Below are 26914 nucleotides of genomic sequence, written 5' to 3'. Positions count from 1 at the left end.
ACAGGTTGAATATAGTGCCTTGAGTGGCACTGTTTGGCTATCCTATCCATATAGACAGAAACGCTTATCAGCAAATCCCCTCAAACTTACGAGGACGTCACTATGTCAATCCCTAAGAAATTAACTAAGGTTATTCAAACTCTATATCAAGAAAGTATAAAGACAGCGCAGGCACTCCCAAAACGGTTGATGACGTGGCTGTTGCGGAACTTGATGATTTTGCGTCATCGCAGCCATTTGACTAGAGCGGGATTTATTCTACCAACGGTGACAATGGTGATCTTGGTTGTGGCGTTGCTGACGACGGCGATCGTGTTTCGCTCCTTTGATCGGGCTAAAAATGCGAGTAACGTCCGGGTTAACGAAGCAGTGTTGAAGGCAGCGACTCCAGCCATTGATCGGGCGAAAGCCAAATTAGACGAACTCTTTACTGACCCCACCCTACCCCGCGCTACGCCATCAGAGGAAGCTTTAGCAACGGTTTTTATACAAAAGAAAACAAAGTACACCTTAGGGGATGAGGAACGCTTGGAAATTGAAGGCGAGGGCGACCCAGTTTGGCGCTTCCCGGTTGATACCAATAACGATGGTAAATTCGATAGCTTTACTTACTATGGCATCTTCTTCAAAACGCCGCTAGACGAGCAGGAAAGCGCCAGAGATCCCCAGGACATGGAAGCTCGTACCCCGCCCATGGATGAGGGGACAACGAATAAGCAATGTACAGAACTCCTTGCCACTAGCGCGAGTTTGGTCGGCGGTCGCGGTTATTATAAAGTGGGTTCAAAGTTAAAGAAAAGTATTTTTGTTTACACGGCAACCGTTCCGATTACCGACCTGACCGGACTTGATCTGGGTACGTATCAGGAATTTCCAGGAGGGAACAAAGGATTTTCTGCATTAGAGTATCAGCAAGACCGATCTCGGATTCCCCTCTCTAACAACGCTGTAGTTTACGAAGATGACTTGGCAATTACGCCTGGTGAAGGGACAACATTCAACCTGAATGGGCGGATTATGACCAACGGTAACTTACTGATTGGGAATGGCGCAACTGCTAGTAATCCAACAATTAATTTATATCTAGTCAGTAGTGCAGAGTCCTGTTTCTATCAGGAAGAAAATAGCAAGATTTTGGTCGGCGGAAATGTGGGTATCGGCGCACCAGATGGTCCTGAGCGATCGGCGGGTGCCAATGTTCATACGTTTGAGGAGGGCGTCGCCGCTGCGGGTACGCCGCCTGGAAAGGAAGGTTTAGGGACGGGTAATAAGTCGGTGACCAATAATCCCCAGGAGATTACCTCAAATAATTTGGCTTATGCCCAACGGATTGACCATCTGGTTAACAATACGACGGGTGGTGATCCAGATGAAGTCACCAACCGATCCGCTGGCACCTCTCGGGACAAAGCCCTAGAAAACTATTTTAAAGAGCGTACCCGCCGCGTTCCGTTTGTAGAAGTTCCTTTGGGTACGGCTCAAACATTGCAAAATCCGACCGGGTCGGGAGACAATCTACGACCTGTAAATACATGGATATTGCCATTTGACGAGACCAATAACCAGACCAGTAACAATAGTCTGAGTCTGAAGTTCAATGGAGATTTCCTTGACCCGCCCGCCACAGAACCGGAAACTCAGCAAAGCTTGGGTAAGGAGAAACGACTGGGCGATCGCTTGTTGGTGGGGAATGCCCTACCGGCGAAGTGGTGGAATGGCACTAGCTTTGCGGGAGAGGAGACAGAACAACCCGTGCTGAAAAATGGAAATGATGTCTTCTGGAATGAACCCGATGACGAACCTCGCTTCCGCACGACCCAAATGCGAACTCTCTCTGATTTGGGTGATACGGATCGCAATGGTTTCTGGGAAAGAATGGCAGCCCAACAACCGACGCAACCGTTAGAAGGCATTGGCGGACTGCGTGTGGTTACCGGGGCGGGACTTTATGTGGATGATAATAGTATCACTGGTGATACCCCCCGCTATCCCCGCAACAATCCAACCAGAGACTCGAAGACATGGGAATCATATTTACCCGTTCCCAGTTGGGATCTGCGGTTTGTTGATCCTAGCGATAGTGACACAAACCGGATTCATGTCAGTGACCTCACCACTCAACTCGGCGGTAACACCCCGATAATTGTTTGGCCCGATACGATGCCGATGAGCGGGGGTGAGGGTGATCTGACTGGGAATAATGGGGCGAATTTGCCAGCCAATCAAGTTAACTCTGATTTTGCCCAAAAAGGCGACCTGTTAATGAGAGCCTCAGTCGTCTATCACTACGGCAGTGGTGCTGGCACTAATCCCGCTCAAGAAGACGGAAATAAGAATCAGACCCCGATCGCTTGTGTCAGTAGCTACTATGACCCAACTGATGCGATCACCGCCCAAAATGAGCAGACTTTAACTACGAATTGGGAAAATCCCCTAGCCGCCACAGGTTTACCCACAGCCCTAGGAGGTCGGACGGGAAAATCTAACAATGGTATTGTTTACACCTATTCCTCAGTGGCAGGAATTCCAGAGTCTAACCTAGCCCGACAGGCAAGACTGGTGTATCCCGATGGGCGCTTGGTGAACGAACCGTTGCTGAAGGCGCTGAATACAGCAGCAGGCGATCGCCTGTGGGCAGATTATGCCGCTATCCATGCCGCCCGATGCGCTGAGGGAATTTTAAGGGGGGTTGCCTCTGTGGATAGTTCGGGTACGATTCCCCACGGCGCTATCTACGAAACCACACTGTTAGATGCCCGACAGCTAAAAGCAATTCACCAGGAACTGCCTCAATACCTGGGGTCGAATCCCGACTACGACCTGGAGATTGAAGACCGTCAGCCTTCAGAAGTTCGGGTCACGGTGTTGGATCTACAGAAACTACGCACGACAACAGCTACAGCATCCGCCAATGGTCCCTCACCCGAGTTCCTCTTGCCCAATAGCGGTATTATCTATGCCAGCCGTGATGATGCTTTACCTGACTTGAGTCATGACCCGACTAATTTGACTGACATTGACACGAGGGAGCGATTTAGTCCAGTAGACTTTAAACTCGACCCCACCCGCCGTCCTAACGGAATTATGCTGCGAAACGGCACGATACTGGCTCGTCAAGATGAGAGTAACTCATTTATCTTGACTTCACCACCAGGGGCAGAGAAGGGGTTGATTTTGGCTTCTAACTTGCCTGTCTACGTTAAGGCGGATCTCAACTCCGCGATCGCTGGCTCGACAACCACAGGGTTTAATCTGCATCAAAACCCAAGCGGCACTCTTGTTGAGGAGTTTAGTGACAACAGGCTAGCTGTTGATGGCTGGACTGAAGCCACCTTCTATAACCGTACTACCAAAGATCCCAGCTTTGCTTGTCGCGCTGATGACCCCAGACTGCCGAGTTGTAGCAGTGGCGGCGACCTATGGCGACCGGCGACGGTGCTGGGAGATAGCGTTACCCTGCTTTCGAGTAATTTTCGGTTTGGGTTCCGCAATGAAGGGGGGTATGACCAGAGGAATAATATGGGTCATGCTCAGATTAGTCAACCCATCGATCTCAATAATCTCAACGGAATAGAGGCAGCCGCCACTTTTAACGAAACCGTGCTTAACTTAGACCTGAACGGAGATGGGGACAAAGTAGACAACATCACTGTGGATGAAAGTAATCCGCCGCTCTCCCTCGTGCGGCTGTTCAATGGTTTCTTTGACAATGATTATGGCACCAGTTATGACTGGGTCGAGCCCACAACGGGTCAACCCCAGGATTTGGATTCTGTGGCTACAAGAACTCAGGGCAGTTCCTATCTCAACAATTACATAACCCCGATCCAACGACGAGTGCCTTTTCCTGAGTACGTTATGGAAATCTGCCGGAAAGTACCGGTTTCCAGTTGTGGTCCCAATGACTGGGTTGTGGGGTTTGACGGGGATGGAGATGGGGAGTTGGATAATACTGAGAAAGCTATTAAAGCGTTCCAGCTAGGTCAGGCTTTAGTAGCAGCGGGTAAAACCGATGCGTCATCTGACGATTCGCTAGAGGATGGTGAAGTCAATTGGGCTAGGGCGTTCACTACAGGCAGCAATAGTGCGAGTCCTTTAGACCGCTTGGGAGCCGGGACTACGGCAAGACCAGCCCTAGACCCAGCCGACCAACGCTATCCCCGCCGCGTTGCCTTTGCTCGGGATGCTAATGATCAGCTTGAACCGGTTACTGTGAGTGGCAACCCAGTCTACAAACCCATGGGAGTGGGCTGTCCTCTAGATGCAACAGGTACAACCTACAGTAATAATGGATGTACCTATCCTCCAACCCCTACTTGGACGGCGAACGTCCATTACGGCACCATTACCGCTACTAACAATGCCCTGTGGTTCAGGACAACCAACAACAGAGCGGGGCAACCCAACCAAGATGAACGTTACACAGCTAACAGACCTTTGTTCTATGACCCACCCATTTCCCTACTGGGTCAACCCCGGCTTGTACCCGTCCTACAGGTACATACTCTAACGAGCGATCCGGATAGTCCTAGAAAAAGTCCCGACGCTTTGCCTCTGGAAGGAGGAAACATTGAATGTTTGGAGACCACAAACTGGCTACAGCAAGCTAATACCAACGGAGAAATATTTAACTTAATTGCGGCGGGTGGTGATACTCCTCCGCGCCCAAGCGAACAAAATGGCGGTTTAGAAAACTATGTGCGTTTGCTAGAAAGGTGGGCGGAGGATACTACAGCTTGTGGCACTATTGACACGCTCACAGCCCAAATCAGTGGTTCGTTCATTCAAACCAAGCGCAGTGCCTATGCTACGGCTCCCTTCCTCCAGTCACTGACCGATCCCAGTAGTCCAACCCCTCTTCCCAGTCGGTTTGGATACGCAACCACTCTCACCGGTAAAAACGCAGGTCCTGCCTTCAATCGATACTCTCGCTTGCCCTACAGCAGCCAAAGTGGTGGACGCAACGCCTACTATACGGCGGCTAACCGTCTTTGGGGCTATGATGTCGGTTTGCTCAGTCAGTTACCGGACTTGTTCTCCCAACGGTTTACCACTCCACCGGCTGGCGAACCGGATGAGTTCTTGAGAGAGGTGGGGCGAAATGACCCCTGGGTGGAGGCTTTAGTTGATGATTCCTGCCGGGATACCACGGCTAATGATGATTGCTGATAACCATGACCAGACATAGAAAGTCGAGCGACTGAATTGTGCAATAACTGAGTAGAGAGTCTAACCATGATGAGTAAACGCCAACTGTTCCACCCCCCCTCTAAACCCAATCAAGCCGGATTCACGGTTATTGAATCCTTGATGGCAATTATCGTGGTGTCTATCCTGATGATTGGACTCTCACCCGTGATCGTTTTATCTGTTGCCACGCGGGTGCAAGCGCGACGGGTAGAACGGGCAACTCAAGCGGCTCGAACCTACATTGATGGTTTACAGGCAGGGACTATTGATCTTCCCCTACGCACTGTTACGGTAGCCGATGCCACAGATAAGAATACATTTGCTGGCATTGGCGCTCCCAATAGTAGTGTCAACTTATCCTCCTGCTCGGGTAATACTTACTGCCAAAACACCACGAGTGAAAGTCTATACTGTATCGATTTCGACGATGACGGGGGCTGTACCTCTGACAGTCCAATCGACATGATTGTGCAAGCGTATCGCAGCGTTCCGAGTGGCACAGTAACTACTCCTGAAAATAGTTACTTTCTTGGCGTGCGCGTTTACCGAGCAGATGCTTTCAGTGGCGGCAGAACTCTAACAGCCGGGACACAAAAAGCCACATTTACTGGGGGGACGGGTTTGAGCAGTAGTGAAGCTCCCCTGGTGGAAATGACGACAGAAGTTAATGCTAGTGAAGTCAATTACCAAAATTTGTGCGATCGCTTGGGGGGTTGTAACTAAATTGGACACAGCTTAATTGGTTAGTAAGAAGGGAAAGCGCAAGATGTTCGCAACACTGAAATTTATCTTAGCCAGTCAGTTCAAACGCTCTCAATCAGCCCGAAAAATGAGCGGTTTTACTCTGATTGAACTGCTCGTCGCCATTATTATCGCGGCTCTGGTGATCACACCCTTATTAGGATTCGCGATCGATATCCTGCAAACCGACAGGAAAGAGCAAGCTAAAGCGACTACGGAGCAAGAACTTCAGGCAGCGCTGGATTACATCGCCAGAGATTTGCAGCAGGCTGTTTATATCTATGATGAGGATGGTTTAACCAGCAACAACAATACAGGACTAAACGCCGCTATTCATTCGGGAATCAGAACCGAAATTCCCCCGGTTGCTGGAACGACTGGCTGTGATGATACAACAACTTGTCAACCGATTCTCGTTTTCTGGAAGCGACAACACCTGGATAGACAACAAGTTGAAAATTTAAACATCGCCAGCCTGACACGCGATGATGGTACTTATGATGATGCGTTTATTTATTCCCTAGTCGGTTACTATTTGATTGAGGATAACAATGGTCTTTGGTCAGAGGAAACAGCTCGGATTGGTCGGTTTGAAATCAGAGATGGCATCCGTAATCCCAGTGGCACAGCAACAAGAACAGAAGGGACGGCAACGGTCAATTACGATTTGTTACCGAGCCAAGGTTTCTCCAATTTCGACCTTTCCGTGTCTGGCAGCAATTTGGGAGAAAAGCTGAATCAGTGGACGAAACATCCGGATAGTTATAATACTAACGTTAATATTCTTGTAGACTATATTGACCAAAACGCCCCAACCCCAACCTGTCCAGTGGGGATGAGTCCTACCCAATCTGCATCTAATCTTAAAGGGGGGTTCTACGCCTGTGTTAATACTCCAGACAATACTATAGCTCAAGTGTATTTAAGGGGAAATGCCTTAGCTCGTATCCAGCAAGATACGGATAATGTTGATCGAGATGAAGCATCAACCTACTTCCCAACGGCAACGATGCAAATACAAAGAAAGGGGTTTCTGAATATTGACTAATGAGCTACCCAATTTGTCGCTAACAACCAGGAGAGTCGTATGAAAGACTGGACTTTATCGAAAATTTTATTATGGAAAACATTAGGGTCTAAAACATTGCCGTCGCGCTCAAAGAACTCCCCTTCCCGCGCACAAGGGTTTACGCTGATAGAACTGATTGTGGTGATACTCATCATAGCAATTCTAAGTGCGATTATCGCTCCGGGTTGGCTAGCCTTTGTCAACCGTCAACGGGTGGCGAAAGTGAATGATGCGGTGTTTAGTGCGATGCAGGAAGCGCAGAGAGAAGCGAAACGGACGAAACGGAGTTATAGTGCTAGTTTCAAAACTGATTCAAATAATTTAAAGGTAGCGGTTTATCCAGAAGGAACAACAACTATACCCTGGAAATCCTTGAATGAGGGTTTAGATATTAAAGCAGGACAAGTGATTCTATGTTCTAACATTAATACGACAGCAAACACCATTGTAAGTCCGGCAACCTGTGATTTAAGCTCTGACGCGAAGAAAAGAACTATTCAATTTGATTATCAAGGAAATCTAGCTAAGGTAGCAGGAAATGCTCCTGATACATCGATAGGGGTTACTGTAGCGATTCCCCAGTCTAATGGAGGTACACAACCGATTGAAGCTACGGCTCGCTGCGTTATGGTTAAAACCTTAATTGGCTCAATGGCGATAGAAAAGGATTCAACTTGTCCTTTACCGTAATTTTTAAGTCGTTAGGGGTACTGGGTAACCACCATAACGATTCTGTTTGTGGTGGAAGTCTTGATTTATGGGTAAATAGAATTAAATTATCAACTTCTATTAACTTTAAAGACAAAACGATTCATTAAATTAACATTTTTGACATTCCCCTGTACAGAGAAAGACGCTTGTCGCAAAATACCAAAAGGGATTTGCCAGAGGAGCATCCTATTTTTAGAGAATTGTAGCCGATTATTCATCAGGTTAGTAGTAGGCACTTTAGTGCCTCTACGAACAGAGCAAGATGTTCCTGTTGCGATGAGTAACCTGCTTATCGGTTTTATATAGAATCGGGCTTGATTATCCTGGAAGCCTGTCAAGGACAGGTTGGGTAAAGGGGGACCCGATCAAATTGAGTGGATACCGTTGTTGATTTGTGCAAGCGGGCATCCGTATCAACTTAAGCCACAACCCCCTCACCCCCAGCCCCTCTCTCTCCGAGGGAGAGGGGAGAGAGAAAGGAATCGGAAGTAATGGTTCCCCTTCTTTTACCCCTCTTTCAAAGGTAATAGGCTCCCATTACCCTTATGTTGCGCCTGATAAAAGTGGGTTGTTAAATCGTAGCCTGGAACTCCCGATGATGAGTTCAATCAGGGTAACTTGACGATGCGACAAAATAACTTAACTCCAAAACCCGTACTTAGCAACACGGCTGGATTTACGTTGCTGGAACTGATTGTAGTCGTTTTCATGATGGGGATATTAAGTGCGATCGCCGCCCCCGCTTGGCTACACTTTACGAATATACAGCGTTTGAATACAGCGCAATATCAAATTCACCGAGCCATGCTAGAGGCGAAAAGTAACGCCACACGGGATAAACTGACTTGGCAAGTGAGTATTCGAGAAGTGAATGAGCAAGTTCAGTGGGCGGTGCATCAGGCTGAATCGGGGTATTCTATCCCTAATACAGTGAATTGGCATAGCCTCGATCCCCATATTCAAGTTTACAAAGACCAAAATGACCAAGGCAAATGTGAAACGACGTTATACCAAGACACTCGTGCTTGTCCCACAACTGGACCGTGGCATGTTCAGTTTAACTACAAAGGCAATACCAACGGACAACTGGGACAGATTACGCTAATCCCCAAAGATAATAGTCAAGTTCAACGTTGTGTCTATGTGTCTACGTTAATTGGCACGTTGCGGATGGGTGAAGATAATGATAAACCCAATGATAGTGACAAGTATTGTTATTAGGCTTTAGCCTGGAGAGGAAATCGAATCAATTTACGGTGTAGTAGAATAACCCCCTCACCCCCAGCCCCTCTCCCACCAGGGATACTGCTGGCGAATTGGCAAAACCTAACCCCCCAGCCCCCTTCCCTGCGAGGGAAGGGGGAGAATCAAAGCCCCTCCCCGCGTCGGGGAGGGGTTTGGGGAGGGGTCCTCAGTTAATGACCAGCAATATCCACCAGGGGAGAGGGGAGCAAGAGGGGAGTAGCCCTTAGCCCTCAAGGGCGGAGCAGCTTTAGCCAGCCGATAAGGGCGCATGTCGGTTATCGAACAGGGCGCACGTCGGTTATGGATAAGGGCGCACGTCGGTGCGCCCCTACGAGTTCGGTGTTTTTATGGATATAAATTCTCTGCTGCAACCCTATCAACGTTTTGGTGTCCATTTGGGTTTGGAACGAATCCAGCGACTCTTGGCGGTGTTGGGGAATCCCCATCAGTGTGTGCCGATGATTCATGTGGCGGGAACGAATGGGAAGGGTTCGGTTTGCGCCTATCTTTCCTCGGTTCTCAGTGAAGCAGGGTATCGGGTGGGACGCTATACGTCTCCCCATTTAATTGATTGGACGGAACGGATCTGTATTAATCAATACCCGATTTCTACACCAGAATTGGTTAATGTTCTGGAACAGGTGCAAGCGGCGATTCCCCCCAATACGGAAGAGTCGCCGACGCAGTTTGAAGTGATTACGGCGGCGGCTTGGTTCTATTTTGCCCAGAAACAGGTGGATATTGCGGTGATTGAGGTGGGGTTGGGGGGACGCCTGGATGCAACAAATGTCTGTGATCAGCCTTTGGCTACGATTATTACCTCGATTAGTCGGGAACATTGGCAGGTTTTGGGTTCGACGCTGAGTCAAATTGCCACGGAGAAAGCGGGTATCCTCAAAACCAATTGTCCGGCGATTATCGCCCCCCTTCCCCCAGAAGCGAAAGCTGTTGTCCAATCTCGGATTGAGGAGTTAAATTGTCCGGTAACCTGGGTAGAACCAGCCCAGGAATTCAATCGGCAAACTGTAGTCAGGGCGGGTTTTGAACCAAGGTTATCATCAATCGCGACACCCAAGTCCCTAAACCCGCCCCTACATCAAAATGCAGACGCGCCATTATGGGCAAGTTATGCGGGGATAACCTATCCATTACCCTTGCTGGGGGAGATTCAGTTAACGAATTCTGCTGTGGCGATCGCGACGCTTCAATCCCTAGTTAACCAAGGTTGGCATATCCCTGATTCTGCTATTGTTTCGGGGATGGCAAAGACGCAATGGTTGGGACGCTTACAATGGACTGAATGGAAGAATTATCGTCTATTGGTGGATGGCGCTCATAATCCGGCGGCGGCGACAGGTTTGCGTCAATATGTGGATACGCTGAATACGCCTGTAACTTGGGTAATGGGGATACTCTCAACTAAAGAGCATGAGGGGATTTTCAAAGCATTACTGCGAGGGGGCGATCGCGTTTACCTGGTTCCTGTGCCTGATCATAGCTCAGCCGAACCCGAAGAATTGAGTGCGATCGCGCGATCGGTTTGTTCTAGTCTTGCTGATTGTCACACCTATCCTAACTTAGAAGCTGGACTGCAAGCGGCGACAACCACGGCTTCTGATTCGACAATTGTTCTGTGCGGTTCCCTGTATCTGGTGGGTTATTTCCTCGGTTCGTAGGTTTGTAGTTGCGCTTCAGCGCCAGTATAATTTTGAGGTTAGTCCCTACGTTGAAGCGATGATAGGCTAAAGCCCTTACTACAAACCACCGTGGCTCTCAACACCCAAAAAGAAGACTTTAGCTATGCTTATGTATATGGTGTCACCGCTGCGGCTGGTTACTCCCTCCAATCAGCCACACGACGGTTAGATAATAGTGGTATTGATGCCACTATAACCGTACCCGGAACTATTGGCTCAAAACGCTTACCTCGATTTGACGTACAGATTAAATGTACGTCACAAGATGTTCTGCAAGAAAACGCTATCAAATACCGTCTCTCAGCGAAGAACTATGAAGAATTAAGCTGTGATGACCCGTTTGTTCCTCAACTTCTAATTATCGTTTTAGTTCCCGATAACGTCAATGAATGGTTATCCCAGTCAGAAGAATCTCTGTGTCTCAAACGATGCGGCTATTGGCTATCACTACGCGGACAACCTCAACTCATCAATCAATCAAGCATCACCGTTGAAATTCCACGCCATAATATATTTAACGTGGATGCTCTTTCTACCATTATGCAACGAATCGCCGCCGGAGAACTTTTATGAAAGCAGTTATACAAGATTTAGAGGCTCTTAGAGAAATACAACCCATGCAAGTTGAAGCGTATTTAAAAGCGCATCACTGGCACCAGCAAGAAAAGATAGCGGATAAAGCTTCAATCTGGACTCAAGCCACTTCCCAGGGAGATGACTTTGAACTCTTACTTCCGTTAAAACCGGAAATTCTAGATTTTCCCCGCCGGATGGGTGAAGTGTTAGAAACCTTGTCCTTGGCTGAAAATCGTTCTCAACTGGAAATATTTAGTGAATTAATTACTCAAGCTAAGGATATAACTGTTCAGGGAATTGTCATCCAAATGCAAACCCCTAATCATGATAAATTAAGCGGAGAAATTACTCTATCAGGTGTTATCGTCAACAAACTCCGTAAAATCCAGGCTGAATTATTTAATCATGACTATATTCTTGCCATTAAAGCCTATCAAGAACGCTTACCTCTATCCTGTACAGGTGACTTAATCAAAGAAGATGACACCTTTATCCTGAAAAACCCTCATAATTTAACTTTAGATGAAACCTGGCAAAACTAACTGGTTTGTAGTTGCGCTTCAGCGCCGATATAATTTTGAGGTTAGTTCCTGCGTTGGAGCGATGAAGGGCTAAAGCCCTTACTACAAACTACAAACTACAAACTATCCCACATCTGGGCTGCATCAGCTACCGCTTGTTCTACCTCCTTTTCTTCTAACATAGCTGCCTGTAAGTTCTCATAAATTGCGGCTTGTAACTTATTTAAATCCTTCATCGCGGGTACTAATACCTCCGCTTCTGTTAACTGATTGGCACTAATTGCCCGTGCTTGTTCTACGGGTGAAGCATTCGGATTACTTGACAATTGTGCTTGATACTGTTCCACGGCTGCAATGGTTGAGGGTAAAACATTTGCGGCTTGAGCAAAGGCTAACTGATTCTCGGTATTTGTCACAAATAGAGCAAAGTTTAAGGCATCCTCTGGATTATTCGTATCCCGTGGAATGACTAAATTCATTACCGCTACATTCTTTTTCCCGGTTTTTCCGGTAATTTGAGGAGATGTCGCTGATACTTTGGCAATGTCGGGAGCATTGGTTTCAATGGTTTTTAGGAATTCCGCACCGGATGCTAGTAATGCAGTCTCTCCCGCTTGATATAATTCTATGGCATTTCGATGTCCTTGGGTGAGAACTTCTCGCGGTAAGAGTCCTTTTTGATACAAATCCACCCAATACTTAAATGCCGCCTTTCCTTCCGGCGTATTAAACGCCGCCTTTCCTTCCTCATCGACTAACTGCACGCCCATCTGGACAAACGATTCCAACACTTCACTGGAATCATCGGGGATAAAGGTGACAAAAAAGGCATATTTCCCTGTCTTATCTTTCACCTGTTGGGCAACCTCTGCCAATTCAGTATAGGTTGTGGGCGGTTGACTAATTCCGGCTTGTTGGAGTAAATCTTGATTGTAAATCGTCACCCGTGTGGTTAGATACCAGGGGATACCAAAACTCTGATTATCAATCGTACTGGCTTGCCAGATTTTGGGCAAATATCGCTGGCGAATTTCATCGGGGATTGTCTCTTCTAACTCTAACCAAGCATTACGAGTGGCAAGCTGGGAGGCAAAGCTGGGATTTAAGTTAACCACATCCGGTGCTGTTTTTGCGGATACGGCGGTTAAGATTTTACGCTCCATTTCTGCCCAAGGGACATCCACCCAGCGCACGTTTACTTCTGGGTTTTCGGCTTCAAAGTCACCGATGACTTGATTAAAATACTCGGTAAACTGAGGCTGAAGCTGCATCGTCCAGAACTCTATTTCTCCAGCGGCTGAGGGTGCGGGGGCGGGGCTACAGCTTACCAGCCAACTTAACAGCCATCCTAACAGGGCAAATAGTCCAAATTGTTTCCAGGTTTTGATCCGAATCATATTGAGATATTACACCATTTTAAGACTCCCACATCATCCGCCAAGAACTCAAGTTCTTGGCTCAAAGCTTAAGTCCATTAAAATGGACTAAAATGCTTATTTGGTTATCAACCCGGTGGGCAGTGTCCACCCTCTGAAGGGGTGAAAAGCTCGCGTCAAAGGTAGGCAGGGTGTGGGGTATGGGGTGTGGGGTGTGGGGAAAATATTAGAGAAACTAAATTTTGTCACCTGAGTTAAGAGTTGTCAATTCCTTTTTCCCTGTTCCCTGTTCCCTGTGACACACCGAGGTAAGTCGAGGTATTCCCTGTTGCCTTCCCTCACTCATAACTTGATCCATCGGGTAATATTGCCCCGGTTAATGTCGCACCGCGCAGGTTAACCTGATCCATATTGGCATCGAGTAAAACGGTTTCTAGTAAAATTGCTTCAGTTAAATTAGACCAGCATAGTTTGGCGCGATATAAATTAGCTTTGCTAAGATTAGCACCTCGTAGGGTTGTCCAACAAATACTGACTCCTCTGAGTTTAGCCCCAACGAGTATCGCTCTGGTCAAGTTAACGCCATTAAGCCTAGCCTGACTCAAATCGACTTCTGTTAAATCTGCCTGGGTAAAGTTAGCACCATGTAACAGGGCTTTGTTCAGATTTGCCTGTTTTAAGTTTGTTTCTAGAAGAATCGCATTCGTCAAATTCGCCTTTTCTAAATTGGCGCTAATTAATGTAGCATAAGAGAGATTCGTGCGACTGAGTGAAGCGTCTATCAATTTTGCCTGGTTTAAGTTAGCTTCCCGCATGATTGCCTCACTGAGAATGGCTTCCGACAGATTGGCACGACTGAGATTCGCACCATTCAAGGTAGATGCCCGCAAACTGGCATTGATTAAATTGGCTTCACTAAGATTAGCTTGGGTTAAGTTACTCGAAATTAGGTTTGCTTCGACCAAATCTGTGCCACGTAAGGTGGTTTGAGTAAGATTTGCTTCTCGAAAGTTGACGAGTTTGAGAGACGCCCCAGTTAGATTGCTTTGGCTTAAGTCCGATCCTCGTAGGTTGGCATGAGTCAGATCAGCACCAATCAGGGAGGCGTTTCTAAGATTAACTCGTCTGAAGTCCCGTTCCCCTACTGCATATCGTCTCAGCAGTTCATCGGCATCCATAATCGTGTTTTGATTGCCTAGGTAGATGTGCATCAAAGGCATTAAGTCATCAAGTTTACCGTAAGGGATTCATGATTGGTGAGTTGTTTGGGGTGTCGGGTGTCGGGTGTCGGGTGTGGGGTATGGGTGAGATGGGGAGATGGGGGGAGGTAGAGACGTAGCATGCTACGTCTCTACTGTGGTAGATTCTGAGACAATCAGAACAGAATGATAGCCGTAGAAGCCGTGTTGAGACGTCGGATTGGCGTTGTGCCTCAATTTTTGCGGTTAATCGTGAATAGCCAATCGCTGAGGAAGAGGAAACCAAATGTCAGACAACCTGAGAAGCAAAGTCGTTACCCAAGGTGTGCAGAGATCGCCAAATCGTGCCATGCTTCGTGCTGTCGGTTTTAGCGATCGCGATTTTACCAAGCCAATCGTTGGGTTGGCGAATGGTTATAGTACAATTACGCCCTGTAATATGGGCATCAATGATTTAGCGCTACGGGCAGAAGCCGGACTTAAACAAGCGGGGGCGATGCCGCAAGTCTTTGGTACTATTACCATTAGCGATGGTATTTCTATGGGAACTGAGGGGATGAAATATTCCCTGGTGTCACGGGAAGTGATTGCTGACTCCATCGAAACCGTCTGTAATGGTCAAAGTATGGACGGGGTGCTGGCAATTGGAGGCTGTGATAAGAATATGCCTGGGGCGATGATTGCGATCGCACGCCTAAATATTCCCGCTATCTTTGTCTATGGGGGGACGATTAAACCCGGACATCTGGATGGACAAGATTTAACTGTTGTCAGTGCTTTTGAAGCGGTGGGACAACATAGCGCGGGTAAGATTACAGAAGAACAACTGGTAGCTGTCGAACGAAACGCTTGTCCTGGTGCGGGATCATGTGGCGGGATGTTCACCGCTAACACCATGTCTTCAGCATTTGAAGCGATGGGGATGAGTTTACCCTATTCCTCGACAATGGCGGCGGAAGATGCCGAAAAAGCTGACAGTACGGAAAAATCCGCAAAGGTTCTGGTTGATGCGATTCGTCAGCAGATTCTACCCCAACAGATTTTAACCCGCCAAGCCTTTGAAAATGCCATCTCGGTAATTATGGCAGTAGGTGGATCAACGAATGCGGTACTGCATTTACTGGCAATTGCGCGGGCGATCGGGGTAGAGTTAACTCTGGATGACTTTGAAACGATTCGCGCTAGAGTTCCGGTTCTGTGTGATCTTAAACCCAGTGGCAGATATGTGACCACGAATTTACATCAGGTTGGCGGTATTCCTCAAGTGATGAAAATGCTGCTTGTCCATGATTTATTACAGGGTGAAGCCTTAACGATTACCGGGAAAACCCTAGCTGAAGTATTAGCCGATGTACCCGATGAACCACCCTCAGATCAAGATGTGATTCGTTCCTGGGATAATCCCATGTATCGCCAAGGACACCTGGCGATTTTAAAAGGAAATTTGGCAACCGAAGGTGCGGTGGCGAAGATTACAGGCGTGAAAACCCCCCAAATCACGGGTCCTGCGCGAGTCTTTGAATCCGAGGAAGCCTGTTTGGATGCAATTTTGGCGGGTAAGATTAAAGCTGGAGATGTAATTGTGGTGCGTTATGAGGGACCCAAAGGAGGTCCGGGAATGCGGGAAATGTTAGCGCCAACCTCAGCAATTATTGGTGCAGGATTAGGGGATTCGGTAGGATTAATTACCGATGGTCGCTTTTCTGGTGGGACGTATGGTATGGTAGTCGGTCATGTTGCCCCAGAAGCTGCCGTTGGGGGTGCGATCGCGTTAGTCGAAGAAGGGGATTCGATTACGATTGATTCCCCAGCGCGATTATTACAGATTAATATATCCGATCAGGAACTACAACAACGCCGCGCCAAGTGGCAACCTCCCAAACCCCGATATACCAAAGGAGTGCTGGCGAAGTATGCCAAATTAGTGTCGTCTAGCAGTATTGGTGCGGTGACAGATTTTGAGTCTGTGATCAATCAGATCACGGATTGAGGGGGGGTAGAGACGTAGCATGCTACGTCTCTACATTTGCCCACCCAGTCGGTTGATCAATTTTTCTTTTTCACACATAATTGTTAAAATATGAAACAATTGTAATATTTTGTAGCGATTTTGGGATTAGAAGCCCATTAAGCAGTAATAGATTATGGCAGATAGAACAACAACCAAAAATAAAAGCACTCAAGCTGAGACACAACAAGCGCTAGCGAGACGAAATCAAAGTGCAACCGCGCTGGATGTTCAGCCTTTACCGAATAATCGTCCGATTGCGGCTAATGCGACTGAATCGAGTGATGAACTCATGGGCTATTTGGACTAATTCACTATTAGCTAGACATGAACACTACCGATTTCCAGTGAGGAAATCGGTATTTTGTCTTTTGACGAATGACGTAGCTTTCTTCTCAAGGGTAGCGAGTTCTCCACCGTTAGCTTTTATTGTGTCCACCTACTTAAATAGGGCTTGCTGCACAAAGCCAAAACCGCAAAGCCCATCAATACTTTGAGCTTTATTTACAGAGGGTTGGATTCAAGGAAATCGGGTAGTATTCTTCATAAGAATAGCATCACCTTGCTCAGGAAAAATGTACCCTTGCTCCCCCAGCTCCCCCAGCTTCCCCAGCTTCCCCAGCTTCCCCCGCTCCCCCTCACCCCAAGACTTATTCAGCAGCCCCTAAATATTGATGCTTTGAGGAATTTTGGAGGGTAGCAAATATCGGTAAGACACAAGCCTTTGACTATCTTCTTGGAGAATCGTGTTTTCAATTTCTGTTAGCTTTAGCTTGAACTTGTCCAAAGCGTTTTTCACCTGGGTATTCTGAAAATGTGAGCCAGAGTAATCGCCTAGTTTCGTATAGTAGACTGAGCCAAGCAAATAAAGGACTTGTATTTGCAGTTCAGCTCGTTCTAAGGGCGGTAGTAACTCCATAAAATCTTGATCCTGTTGGGAGCTTGTCGGTGCTGGGGAATAGCAACCTAAAGGAAATGCTGGTGCGTAGCTCATCAAGCCACTTTGGGGAAAGTTGACCGCCCCATGTTGAACACTAGCGGTAAAGATAATGATAGAGATAGCCTCAACTAGATAATCTAGGGTTTTAATTTGACCATCACCTGCTTCTCCAATATTACAATGTCCTTTAGAACGCAATTCACTCGCCCAATTTTGTAGTTGTGAATCTGTCTCTACAGACTGATCACTGGAGTAAAACAGTCCTAAGTATTCCTGCACCCATTGAGTAATCGCATCCCAAATCCGTTGTCCGTCATCTCGGTAAGGGTAAATGGGTAGCTGTTTGAAATTATTAACACCGCGTTTTTCTAAAGTCCGAGGGAAAGCAACATCATTAAAATTAGCTAAGTGAGTTTGGGCTTCTTTGATAGCTAGCTGAGTGTTACTGCCAATCGTGGCACTTAATAAGGAGTCTACAGCACCTTTTGGAGCTAATAAGCGGTTATGGGCGCCATAATTAATTAATATCGTACCTTCCAAATGAGGTTTCAATAAACGTCTTACCTGATGATTTTGATCCGTAAAACAGCGATTAGTGGCAAGAACAAACGGTTCAATAAATAAGTGAGTCTGCGCTAAGTGAGAGATCAGCTCATGATAATTACTGTCTGCCATTTGTAAGACGGTTTTAGCTGCCATCCAGCTATCTCCATCTAGAGGTGTAAATATATCCCCGACAGTCTGTTGACAACGAATGGCTATCGACAGTAAATTCTGATCGGGATGCTTATCGGGTGGTACGGCAAATAATGCGACAGGATCATAAATATACTTTTGAATTTCGCCAAAATTACCATTCGTTAGAGTGCCTAGCTTAGAATAGTCTGCTAAATAAAGTCGTCCTTCTTGTAGTGCTGCCTCTAGAGAATCCTGAGACACGATAGCTTGGTATTGTTCGTTGGTAATTGGCAGGCGGGAATCAAATTTTTCGATTTGCTTGAGCATAACTGGGTTAGAACCAGCGACTTGCATATAAGCAAAAACTTTATCTTGTTGAAAGTTATTTAACGTTGCTGGCTTTATTTCTAACGGATCAATTAAGTTTTCGTAATCCTCTAGAGTAGGATTAGGAGCAGTTGTTTCCTGTAGCGTTGTAAATTCCGGTTGATTGTCAATTAATTCCCGCCCTAAAAGCCTGGTAATTTCTTTGAGATTCCGATATAATCTTTCGTCAGCTTGTCCAACGTCGTCAGTTTTTAATGAAATGGCAGAGTCTTGCGGTAAATTTTGGTTGAACGAAGCCTCTATTTCTCGGTCAATTTCATCAAATCTCGCTTGAGATTGACTGAGATTGCTTTCAAATTGGAGAATAGTTTCAGTCTGTGGGAATAGTTCGGGTTGTTCGTCAGTATCGGCTAATCCTAAGGCTGATTTCAGATTCAAGACAGCCTCTGTCAAATCTACTTGTTCCTTGGCGGCTTCGATTTGTTGATTAATCGACTCTAATAAATTAATTTCCTTGTTTTTTTGCTCAAAAATAGATAGATTGCGAGAATTGTTCGGCTTTTTAGCTTTAGCCAAAAGACTGAGTTGAGTTAGCACTAAACTCACCCATTTTTGACTAGGAAGTTCATCTTTTGTCGGTAAAGCCGGTAGTTGTGGTATTGGGCTAGGCGGCACCTCTGTCATCGCCAGAGGTGCTAGAACCTCATAGTCATATTCATATTGATTAGATAAAATCAACCAACTGGAAAGGCGATTATCCGCTAAAATAGTTATAAAGCGATAGAGTTCTTCAAGGGTTTCTTGGATCAGCGGCGACATCTATTTCTCCTTTATTCCTGGGGTTTTATTAAAAATTTGTTGGCTCAATTCTTGTCATCTGTCTATTCTAACCCAAGTTGCTGATTAGCCGTGCGATCGCAAATACGGCGGGTTTGGGTAATCAATTCAGCTATTCACCACTAAATGAACACCAAAACCCGCCCTGATTTAGCCGAGACGTTGCGGGCAATGTCTCGGTTAAACTGGGAGCATCCCAATTCGGCACGTTGGCTGTTTGAATGGGGCTGAAACCATTGCAATTGCGTTACTTGAGGTAATGCTTTGTCCAAAACGGGATGCTCCTGTTAAACTCGCCTATGAGGATGTCAATTTCTCTAGACTTAAACTCAACGAGAACCCGCACCACCTGATAGAAAACTGACGAGCTTTTTGAGTACCGGAAAACTTTCTTTGGTTCCTTGACTGGAAAAGCCAATAATTTTGGAGAACTCCTTCTCAGATAATTCACCCGATTGATACTGTGCAAACGCATCAACAACCCGAATTAAATCCTCTGTGGAAAACTCAAAACCCTGCTTGGCGGCAAACTTCACCACCACCGGGGCATTATTCGTGAGGGCTTGTGCTTCTGCGGTATCGAGTTCTAAATATAGCCTTACTAAGGCAGGTTAGGACATTTTCTACTGTTCCCTGTTCCCTGTTCCCCGTTCCCTGTTGGGATTAACTGATGTCCTAACGTATCCTCGTAGTGCTATAACTACTAATGTCTCCATCGCCAACACCGAGTAATGTTCCCAGTTGTTGTTGGAGTTGTTTATCTTCGGCGGTTTTCTGCATAAACTGTAACACCTTGGGAACAGTCGTTGCTGGTTTTTCCACGGGAACCAATTGTCCATTAATTTTTTGGTAACGAGTTCCGCGATAGACAAACTCTAGAGTTTGTTTAATTGAGGGTAAACTTGCTGGTATCCCTTGATCAGACAATCCCAGAATTTTAGCTAACTCTTGATCGGATAGTTCATTGGATTTATATCGCACAAAGGCATCAACAACCGTTGTAAGTTGTTCAACGGAAAAGTCAAACCCATGTTGAGCCGCAAATTTCACCACTAACGGGGCGCGATCGCCGATTAACGCAGCAGCTTCTTGCTGATCCAATTCGGAATAGCTACTTATGTCGCCGTCACCGACTCCCAATAATGCTCCTAATTTTTGTTTAACTTCGGGATCGGAAGCCGTTTTCTGCATAAATTGTAGCACACTGGGCGTAGAATTAGTGGGTTGGATAACAGGGACGAGTTTCCCATTAATTCGTTGATAGCGAGTTCCCCGATAGACGAATTCTAATGTCTTTTTAATCGAGGGAATACTCTCTTGTGTTCCTTGATCGAGGTTGGATAATCCAATGCGTTGCGAGAACTCTGCTTCAGACAGTTCTCCTAACTGATATCGCCCAAACGCATCAACGACGGTTCTTAAATCGTCAACAGAAAAATTAAACCCCTGCTGGGACGCTAATTTGACGACTAAGGGAGCGCGATCGCCCGTCAATGCTTCGGCTTCTGCCTGATCTAGTTCAAACTGACTACTAATATCGCCATCGCCAACCCCTAGCACTTCCCCTAGGTGTTGCTGTAGCTGTTCATCTTCTGCGGTTCTCCGCATAAATTGCAAGGCTTTTGTGGTTGTCATTTCACTACTCGATTTCGCAATTCTTAGTAAAGGGAAAATTGTACCTGAATTACATCACTATTCAATGGTTTTTAACAACTCTTAAATATCTTAGGTTAAGGTTTTGTTTTTTTTTCGGCATAATGTTCATTTTGAACAAATTTAGTCTACCCATCGGCTTCCAAAAAGGGGCGGGTTTAGTTCAGTTATCGGTTCATATCGAGAATTTATGGGTCAAACCCGCCCCTACAGATTGGCTTCTGCCGCTTTTCTATCTACTACGGAAATTTTTGCCCTTTGGTCATTTCCCAATCCCCATAATCCTGAAACAGGTTCACTACTATTCAATTCAAGAGCGATCGCATACTTTAAAGTTAGAATAGAGTTCAACATTGCAATGACTAATGATGAAACTATACGATTTTTTACCGTCTGGAAACTGCTATAAGGTACGTTTGTTACTGACTCAACTTGGGATTCCGTTTGAGCGGGTAGAAGTAAATATATTACAAGGAAAAAGCCGAACCCCTGAATTTATGCCCAAAAATCTCAATGGACGAGTTCCGGTTTTAGAAGTTGAACCGGGTAAATTTCTGGCAGAATCCAATGCCATTTTATTTTATCTGAGCCACGGGACACCATTTCTACCTGATGATCCTTGGCAACGAGCAAAAGTACTCCAATGGTTATTTTTTGAACAATATAGCCACGAACCCTATATCGCCACATCCAGATATTGGATCTCGATACTGGGAAAAGCAGAGGAGTATCAGCAAGCACTCGCCCAAAAACGCCAACCGGGTTACGCGGCGCTAACCGTTATGGACACTCACTTACAGCAGCATAGATTTTTTGTGGGCGATCGCTATACCATAGCGGATATTGGCTTGTTTGCTTACACTCATGTTGCGGATGAAGGCGGCTTTGATTTAAGCGGATTTCCAGCTATCCTTAGTTGGTTAGAACGGGTTACGCTGCAACCGGGACATATTCCCATCACCCCAAATAAGTAACCCATGTAACAATCAAGGTAACAATCAAGTTCGTAGTTGCGCTTTAGCGCTATAATTCAAGCTAAAAACTCTGCACTACCTTGATCTGACCCCACCCTAACCCTCCCCTTATCAAGGGGAGGGAACTCGAAAAGCTTTGGTTAGGTTGGTTCCTAATCTTAAAATTAATACTATGATTAAGATTGATCTGTCGAGAAAATAAATCAGGTCAGCGCATCTACTGGCAGAGAAGTCACGACTCAAGTTGGTCAAGTTGCTGTGAATGCCGCCAAAGCATCCGATCTATTAACCCTCGTTGAAGCTCTCTACTCAGCCTTTCAATTGTTTGTAGAGAACAAATGGGCATTGGCTGTACAAACTCCGCAACGAGACGACTAAGGGTTAGCCAAACATAAAGGTAGATTCAGATGAACCCTGATGAACTATTAAGTAGATACCAAGCTGGCGAACGAGATTTTTTTCTCATCGACGTTAATGGAGTCAACCTGATGGGTGCGACTCTGAGAGCGGTCGATTTAACTCATGCCAACCTGAGCCAAACGACATTAGTCCAGGCTAACTTGAGCCGCGCTACCCTGCATAATGCCAATTTGCAGGGAGTTGACTTGCAAGGAGCCAATCTGGGAGGTGCTGACTTGAGTGGTGCTGATTTGATGGGAGCGAATTTAGTGGCGGCTGATTTGAGTTTTGCCACGTTGACGGGTGTGGATTTAACTGGGACTAATTTAAGTTTTGCCCGGTTGATGGGCGCTGATCTCAATGGTGCTAACCTCTGTCAGGTTAAGCTATTGGGCGCGGATCTGCGGGGTTCTCTGTTAATTGGCGCTAATCTCAGTCGCAGCAATCTGAGTCGCAGTTATTTATTTGAAGCTGATTTAAGTGAGGCAAATCTGGAGCAAGTTAAGTGGCAATGCAGTCTGTACAATCTGCAAACTCATTTTCCCAAAGCGTTTGATCCTCAACAAGGAGGTGCTTATTTAATTGCGCCTGATGTCTCTCTCGCCGGAGTAGATTTAAGCGGTGTTAATCTCAAGAGAGAAAATTTACAAGGGGCGAATCTGAGTCGGGTCAATTTAAGTAAGGCTAACTTACGTTGGACAGACTTCCGTGATGCCAACTTGCAGGACGCAAATTTGAGTGAGGCGACTCTCAGTGGCGCTAACTTACAAGGGGCTTCTTTGAGTCAGACAAATCTGGACGGGGCGAATTTGAGCGGTACAACGATGCCCAATGGGGAGTTACATCAGTGTCATGGAATTCAGAAATTGGCTGAGAGGTAGGGAAGCTGGGGAAGCCATGTAGAGACGTAGCACGCTACGTCTGGAAGCTGGGGAAGGGATTGGCAAAATTTTGTGTAAGAATCAATCATATCATTACTGCATGGCAATGCTGGGATTGGCTTGATAAAACCAATGAACTTGGCTCTCGGACAAACAATTGGTGGACGCTATAATATCGTGCGGCAACTGGGACAAGGTGGGTTTGGTGCTACATTTGTTGCCCACGATCACCATTTGCCTAGCGATCGCGATTGTGTGGTGAAGCAACTCAAACCCCAAGCGACTGACCCGTTTACGTTGCAGACGGCGCGGCGTTTGTTTGAAACCGAAGCTAAAATCCTGCATCAGTTGGGTCATCATCACCAAATTCCCCAGCTATTTGCCTATTTTGAAGAGAGTCAAGAATTCTATTTGGTGCAGGAACTGGTTGAAGGGGATAATCTGAGTCAGGAATTGACGCCGGGAACGCAGTGGTCAGATCAGCAGGTGATTGATCTGTTGCAGGAAATCCTGACGATATTAGCGTTTGTTCATCAGCATCATGTGATTCACCGCGATATTAATCCCCACAACCTGATCCGGCGTAAATCCGATCGCAAGTTAGTCCTAATTGATTTTGGCGCGGTTAAACAAGTTAGCACTCAGGTGGTGCAGGGAAAATCCTCTAGCTTTACGGTGGCGATTGGTACGCCGGGATATCGACCCAGTGAACAAGCCAATGGGAATCCCCGTTTGAGTAGTGATATCTATGCGGTGGGAATTGTGGGGATTCAAGCGTTAACTGGGGTAGCGCCTCAGGAACTGCCCGTTGATCCCGACAGTGGAGAAATTTGCTGGCGCGATCGCACGTCGGTTTGTCCAGAGTTGGCGAAGGTTCTGGATAAAATGATCCGCTACGATTTTCGCGAACGCTATCCCTCGGCGGAGGCGGCGTTACAGGCGTTGAATGACTTGATTCAACCCACGAAGGCGACGATGGCTTTAGGCGCTGCTTCTCCATCGTTACCTGTGACTCAATCCTCTAAACGGAAGAAACTGATAGTTGTCCTATTAATTGCCATGGCGGTAATTGCTGCTGGGGGAGGGGCGACAGTGGCGATTATTAACTGGATTAATTCGACCAATGCCACCCAATCCTATAACCGAGGTGAAACCCTGCTGGAGTTGAGGCGGTATGAGGATGCCCTCAGTGCTTATAATCGTGCGGTTGAACTGCAACCGGACTATGCTGAAGCTTGGCTGGGTCAAGGGGATGCGCTTTTGGCATTGGGTCAGTCTGAGGAAGCGTTGGATGCGTATGATCAGGCGATTCAGATTCAGCGTGAGTATCCAGAGGCTTGGAAAGGACGAGGAGAGGCGTTAGTTGAATTGCAGCGTTATGAAGCGGCGATTAGTGCGTTTGATCAGGTGACGAAACTGCAACCGGAGGACGTGGAAACCTGGGAACGTCGCGGGATGGTACAGATGGAGTTACAGCGCTATTCGGCGGCGATCGCATCTTACGATAAAGCCTTAGAGATTCAACCCAATTATTCCTCTGCCTGGTATCGGCGCGGCTGGGCATTCCATAATTTACAACAGTACGAAGAGGCGCTTAAATCTTATGACAAAGCGGTGGAACATAAGCCCGATTCCGCCGAATATTGGTATCAACGGGGTAATGCCTTTGTCAATTTGAACAAACATCGTGACGCGGTGGACTCTTACCAGAAAGCGGTTCAGTTCCAGCCGGATTTTTACCGAGCGTGGTACAGTCAGGGCAGTATTTTGAATAATTTAAATCAATATCAAGAGGCGTTAGCCGCATTTGAACAAGCGGTTAAACTTCAGCCCAACAGTTATGAGGCGTGGTATGGTCGGGCTTGGGCGTTGCATCAATTGCAGCGTTATGATGAAGCGTTAACGGCTTACGAGAAGGCGGTGAAACTGAGACCCAATTCTGAGCAAGCCTGGTATAACCGGGGGAATGTCTTCTATACATTGAAACAATACCAAGACGCGATCGCGGCTTATGACCAAGCTGTTGCCCATAAGCGCAGCCATTACCAAGCCTGGAATAGTCGCGCTAATGCTTTATTTAACCTGAAGCGATACAACGAAGCCTTGACCTCTTATGAAAACGCTTTGACGTATCAACCCGATTACAAAGAAGCGAAGCGGGGGAAAGACCAAACGCAGCGTGAACTTGAGGAGTTGAAAAAGAAATCCCAGCCGCGCTCAGCTAGTAGGGATGACGAGGAAGAAACTGACGAGTGAACTCAAATCTTATTCAAATAAAATTAGCGATATCTTAAATTCAATTCACATCTAATGATTAGTAAATAATTTTTTATTAATTAGGGCTTGCTGCATGAGTGCTGACGTCGCTCTCACAATAGCGTCACGCAAGTATAGCAGTAGACACATCAATTAGGACAAACGAACTTTTGTAGAGACGTTGCATGCAACGTCTCTACCATAAGATGCTTCTACGATAGTAATATAGCGCTTTCCCAGCGTGTGAGGTACACCTAAATGTAGGGGCAATGTAGGGGCGCAACGCTTGCGCCCTTAACGATGTATTGCATCAAACCGGAAATTGCTAGATCTGGCGTCTTCTGTACCAGTGAGTCTACTTGACCGACGCCCGAAACAGGATATGTTTCCAAATTAACCCCCCATTATACCTGATTTTCCCAAAAAAAACAGAAAATTTCCATTTTCTTCACAAGTAGTTTAGAATCAGCGCTTATAATCGGTACAGTATCTGTAGTTTCCTGTGACAGTTCTTATCCGACCTTAACAAGTCCTATTAGTAACTACTTAGTGATGCATAGAATCCTTTTAATCGATGACGATCCCGCAATCTCAGAACTTGTCTCCATTAACCTAGAAATGGCAGGATACGAAGTTCACCAAGCGCCCGATGGAATCAAGGGTCAGGCGCTAGCACTGCAACTCCAGCCCGACCTGATCATGCTAGACTTAATGCTCCCTCGAGTCGATGGCTTTACCGTTTGCCAACGGTTGCGTCGGGATGAACGCACCACGGATATTCCCGTGTTGATGTTGACAGCTTTGGGTCAAACGCAGGATAAGGTGGAAGGGTTTAATGCTGGTGCGGATGATTATCTGACTAAACCCTTTGAACTCGAAGAAATGCTAGCACGGGTACGCGCCTTACTGCGACGTACTGACCGCATTCCCCAAGCCGCCAAGCATACAGAAATCCTCAACTATGGTCCCTTGACGCTGATTCCAGAACGGTTTGAGACGATTTGGTTTAATCAGACGGTTAAATTGACCCACCTGGAATTTGAACTGTTACACTGCTTATTGCAGCGTCATGGTCAAACGGTTTCTCCCAGTGAAATTCTCAAAGAAGTCTGGGGATATGATCCAGATGACGATATTGAAACCATTCGTGTCCATGTGCGCCACCTGAGAACCAAACTCGAACCTGATCCCCGTCATCCCCAATATATTAAAACAGTATATGGTGCGGGATACTGTCTGGAGTTACCCAATAGTGAAGAAACCGCTGAGGCGGGATCATCCAATTCAGCAAAATCAGAATAGATTGGGGATTGGAGAAGTGTTGAGTGTTGAGACGCACCATTATTTCTCTGTAGGGGCGGGTTTAGGGATTTTCCGGTTGCGATGGATGATAGCGTTGATTCAAAACCCGCCCTGATTAATGGGTAGGGGCGGGTTTAGGGATTTTCTTGTGGCGATGGATGATAGCATTTATTCAAAACCCGCCCTGATTAATGGGTAGGGGCGGATTTAGGGATTTTCCGGTTGCGATGGATGATAGCGTTGATTCAAAACCCGCCCTGATTAATGGGTAGGGGCGGATTTAGGGATTTTCCTGTGGCGATGGATGATAGCGTTGATTCAAAACCCGCCCTGA

Annotated in this window: 21 protein-coding genes; 15 read left to right on the top strand and 6 right to left on the bottom strand. The window is 46.5% G+C overall.

What is annotated here, in order from left to right:
* The first annotated feature begins 102 nt into the window (after nt 1–102).
* The 8 genes from hpsA (at nt 103) to RIC07_RS30150 (ending at nt 11771) form a co-directional block, all read left to right on the top strand.
* Nucleotides 103–5169, top strand: a complete 5067-nt coding sequence (gene hpsA, locus RIC07_RS30185; protein WP_446397733.1) for a hormogonium polysaccharide biosynthesis protein HpsA — start codon at nt 103–105, stop codon at nt 5167–5169.
* Between the two features lie 66 nt (nt 5170–5235).
* A complete protein-coding gene (hpsB, locus tag RIC07_RS30180; protein WP_446397732.1) occupies nt 5236–5913 on the top strand; it encodes a hormogonium polysaccharide secretion pseudopilin HpsB in 678 nt (225 codons plus the stop codon).
* A 43-nt stretch (nt 5914–5956) separates the two neighbouring features.
* Nucleotides 5957–6979, top strand: coding sequence for a hormogonium polysaccharide secretion pseudopilin HpsC (gene hpsC / locus RIC07_RS30175; protein ID WP_446397731.1), 1023 nt, complete (start codon nt 5957–5959; stop codon nt 6977–6979).
* Nucleotides 6980–7018: 39 nt separating this feature from the next.
* Nucleotides 7019–7690, top strand: a complete 672-nt coding sequence (locus tag RIC07_RS30170) for a prepilin-type N-terminal cleavage/methylation domain-containing protein (RefSeq protein WP_446397730.1) — start codon at nt 7019–7021, stop codon at nt 7688–7690.
* A gap of 645 nt (nt 7691–8335) precedes the next feature.
* Complete coding sequence (locus RIC07_RS30165; RefSeq protein WP_446397729.1) at nt 8336–8932, top strand: pilus assembly FimT family protein; 597 nt, start codon at nt 8336–8338, stop codon at nt 8930–8932.
* Between the two features lie 371 nt (nt 8933–9303).
* Nucleotides 9304–10632, top strand: a complete 1329-nt coding sequence (locus RIC07_RS30160) for a bifunctional folylpolyglutamate synthase/dihydrofolate synthase (RefSeq protein ID WP_446397728.1) — start codon at nt 9304–9306, stop codon at nt 10630–10632.
* Between the two features lie 90 nt (nt 10633–10722).
* Nucleotides 10723–11226, top strand: a complete 504-nt coding sequence (locus RIC07_RS30155; protein ID WP_446397727.1) for a DUF4365 domain-containing protein — start codon at nt 10723–10725, stop codon at nt 11224–11226.
* Nucleotides 11223–11771 (top strand): hypothetical protein, encoded by a 549-nt coding sequence (locus RIC07_RS30150; RefSeq protein ID WP_446397726.1) that lies wholly within the window; start codon nt 11223–11225, stop codon nt 11769–11771. Before RIC07_RS30155 ends, RIC07_RS30150 begins: the two co-directional genes overlap by 4 nt.
* A 95-nt stretch (nt 11772–11866) precedes the next feature.
* Here the strand turns inward: RIC07_RS30150 and RIC07_RS30145 are convergent, their stop codons facing one another.
* The 3 genes from RIC07_RS30145 to RIC07_RS30135 all read right to left on the bottom strand — a co-directional run bounded on the left by RIC07_RS30145 (nt 11867) and on the right by RIC07_RS30135 (nt 14468).
* The gene (locus RIC07_RS30145) at nt 11867–13147 is read right to left on the bottom strand and encodes an ABC transporter substrate-binding protein (RefSeq protein ID WP_446397725.1); all 1281 of its coding nucleotides are present in this window, start codon (nt 13145–13147) and stop codon (nt 11867–11869) included.
* Between the two features lie 317 nt (nt 13148–13464).
* Nucleotides 13465–14337, bottom strand: coding sequence for a pentapeptide repeat-containing protein (locus RIC07_RS30140; protein WP_446397724.1), 873 nt, complete (start codon nt 14335–14337; stop codon nt 13465–13467).
* A gap of 8 nt (nt 14338–14345) precedes the next feature.
* Nucleotides 14346–14468 carry a hypothetical protein gene (locus tag RIC07_RS30135; protein WP_446397723.1) on the bottom strand — a complete coding sequence of 41 codons (123 nt, stop codon included), beginning with the start codon at nt 14466–14468 and terminating at the stop codon, nt 14346–14348.
* A gap of 143 nt (nt 14469–14611) precedes the next feature.
* Between RIC07_RS30135 and ilvD the strand changes: the two genes are divergently transcribed.
* Both ilvD and RIC07_RS30125 read left to right on the top strand, forming a co-directional pair.
* Nucleotides 14612–16315: a dihydroxy-acid dehydratase gene (ilvD, locus tag RIC07_RS30130; RefSeq protein ID WP_446397722.1), complete on the top strand. Its 1704-nt coding sequence runs from the start codon at nt 14612–14614 to the stop codon at nt 16313–16315.
* 154 nt (nt 16316–16469) lie between these two features.
* Complete coding sequence (locus RIC07_RS30125; protein WP_446381244.1) at nt 16470–16643, top strand: hypothetical protein; 174 nt, start codon at nt 16470–16472, stop codon at nt 16641–16643.
* Nucleotides 16644–16997: 354 nt separating this feature from the next.
* Here the strand turns inward: RIC07_RS30125 and RIC07_RS30120 are convergent, their stop codons facing one another.
* The 3 genes from RIC07_RS30120 to RIC07_RS30110 all read right to left on the bottom strand — a co-directional run bounded on the left by RIC07_RS30120 (nt 16998) and on the right by RIC07_RS30110 (nt 20750).
* Entirely contained in the window at nt 16998–19097 is a 2100-nt protein-coding gene (locus RIC07_RS30120; protein ID WP_446397721.1) for a lipoxygenase family protein, read from the bottom strand.
* 347 nt (nt 19098–19444) lie between these two features.
* A complete protein-coding gene (locus tag RIC07_RS30115) occupies nt 19445–19654 on the bottom strand; it encodes a hypothetical protein (RefSeq protein WP_446397720.1) in 210 nt (69 codons plus the stop codon).
* 136 nt (nt 19655–19790) lie between these two features.
* Nucleotides 19791–20750 carry a hypothetical protein gene (locus RIC07_RS30110; RefSeq protein WP_446397719.1) on the bottom strand — a complete coding sequence of 320 codons (960 nt, stop codon included), beginning with the start codon at nt 20748–20750 and terminating at the stop codon, nt 19791–19793.
* A 122-nt stretch (nt 20751–20872) separates the two neighbouring features.
* Here RIC07_RS30110 and RIC07_RS30105 point away from each other — a divergent pair, with 122 nt between their 5' ends.
* From RIC07_RS30105 to RIC07_RS30085, 5 genes are all read left to right on the top strand, one after another.
* On the top strand, nt 20873–21112 hold the full coding sequence (locus tag RIC07_RS30105) for a hypothetical protein (RefSeq protein WP_446397718.1): 240 nt from the start codon (nt 20873–20875) through the stop codon (nt 21110–21112).
* A 21-nt stretch (nt 21113–21133) separates the two neighbouring features.
* Complete coding sequence (locus RIC07_RS30100; protein WP_446397717.1) at nt 21134–21742, top strand: glutathione S-transferase family protein; 609 nt, start codon at nt 21134–21136, stop codon at nt 21740–21742.
* Between the two features lie 407 nt (nt 21743–22149).
* The gene (locus RIC07_RS30095) at nt 22150–23022 is read left to right on the top strand and encodes a pentapeptide repeat-containing protein (RefSeq protein ID WP_446397716.1); all 873 of its coding nucleotides are present in this window, start codon (nt 22150–22152) and stop codon (nt 23020–23022) included.
* Between the two features lie 132 nt (nt 23023–23154).
* The gene (locus tag RIC07_RS30090) at nt 23155–25278 is read left to right on the top strand and encodes a tetratricopeptide repeat protein (RefSeq protein WP_446397715.1); all 2124 of its coding nucleotides are present in this window, start codon (nt 23155–23157) and stop codon (nt 25276–25278) included.
* A 552-nt stretch (nt 25279–25830) separates the two neighbouring features.
* Nucleotides 25831–26580, top strand: coding sequence for a response regulator transcription factor (locus RIC07_RS30085; RefSeq protein WP_446381252.1), 750 nt, complete (start codon nt 25831–25833; stop codon nt 26578–26580).
* The last annotated feature ends 334 nt before the right edge of the window (nt 26581–26914 follow it).

The organism is Coleofasciculus sp. E1-EBD-02 (assembly GCF_040218245.1).
Lineage (GTDB): Bacteria > Cyanobacteriota > Cyanobacteriia > Cyanobacteriales > Coleofasciculaceae > Coleofasciculus.
This window is presented reverse-complemented; position numbering and strand designations above follow the sequence as displayed.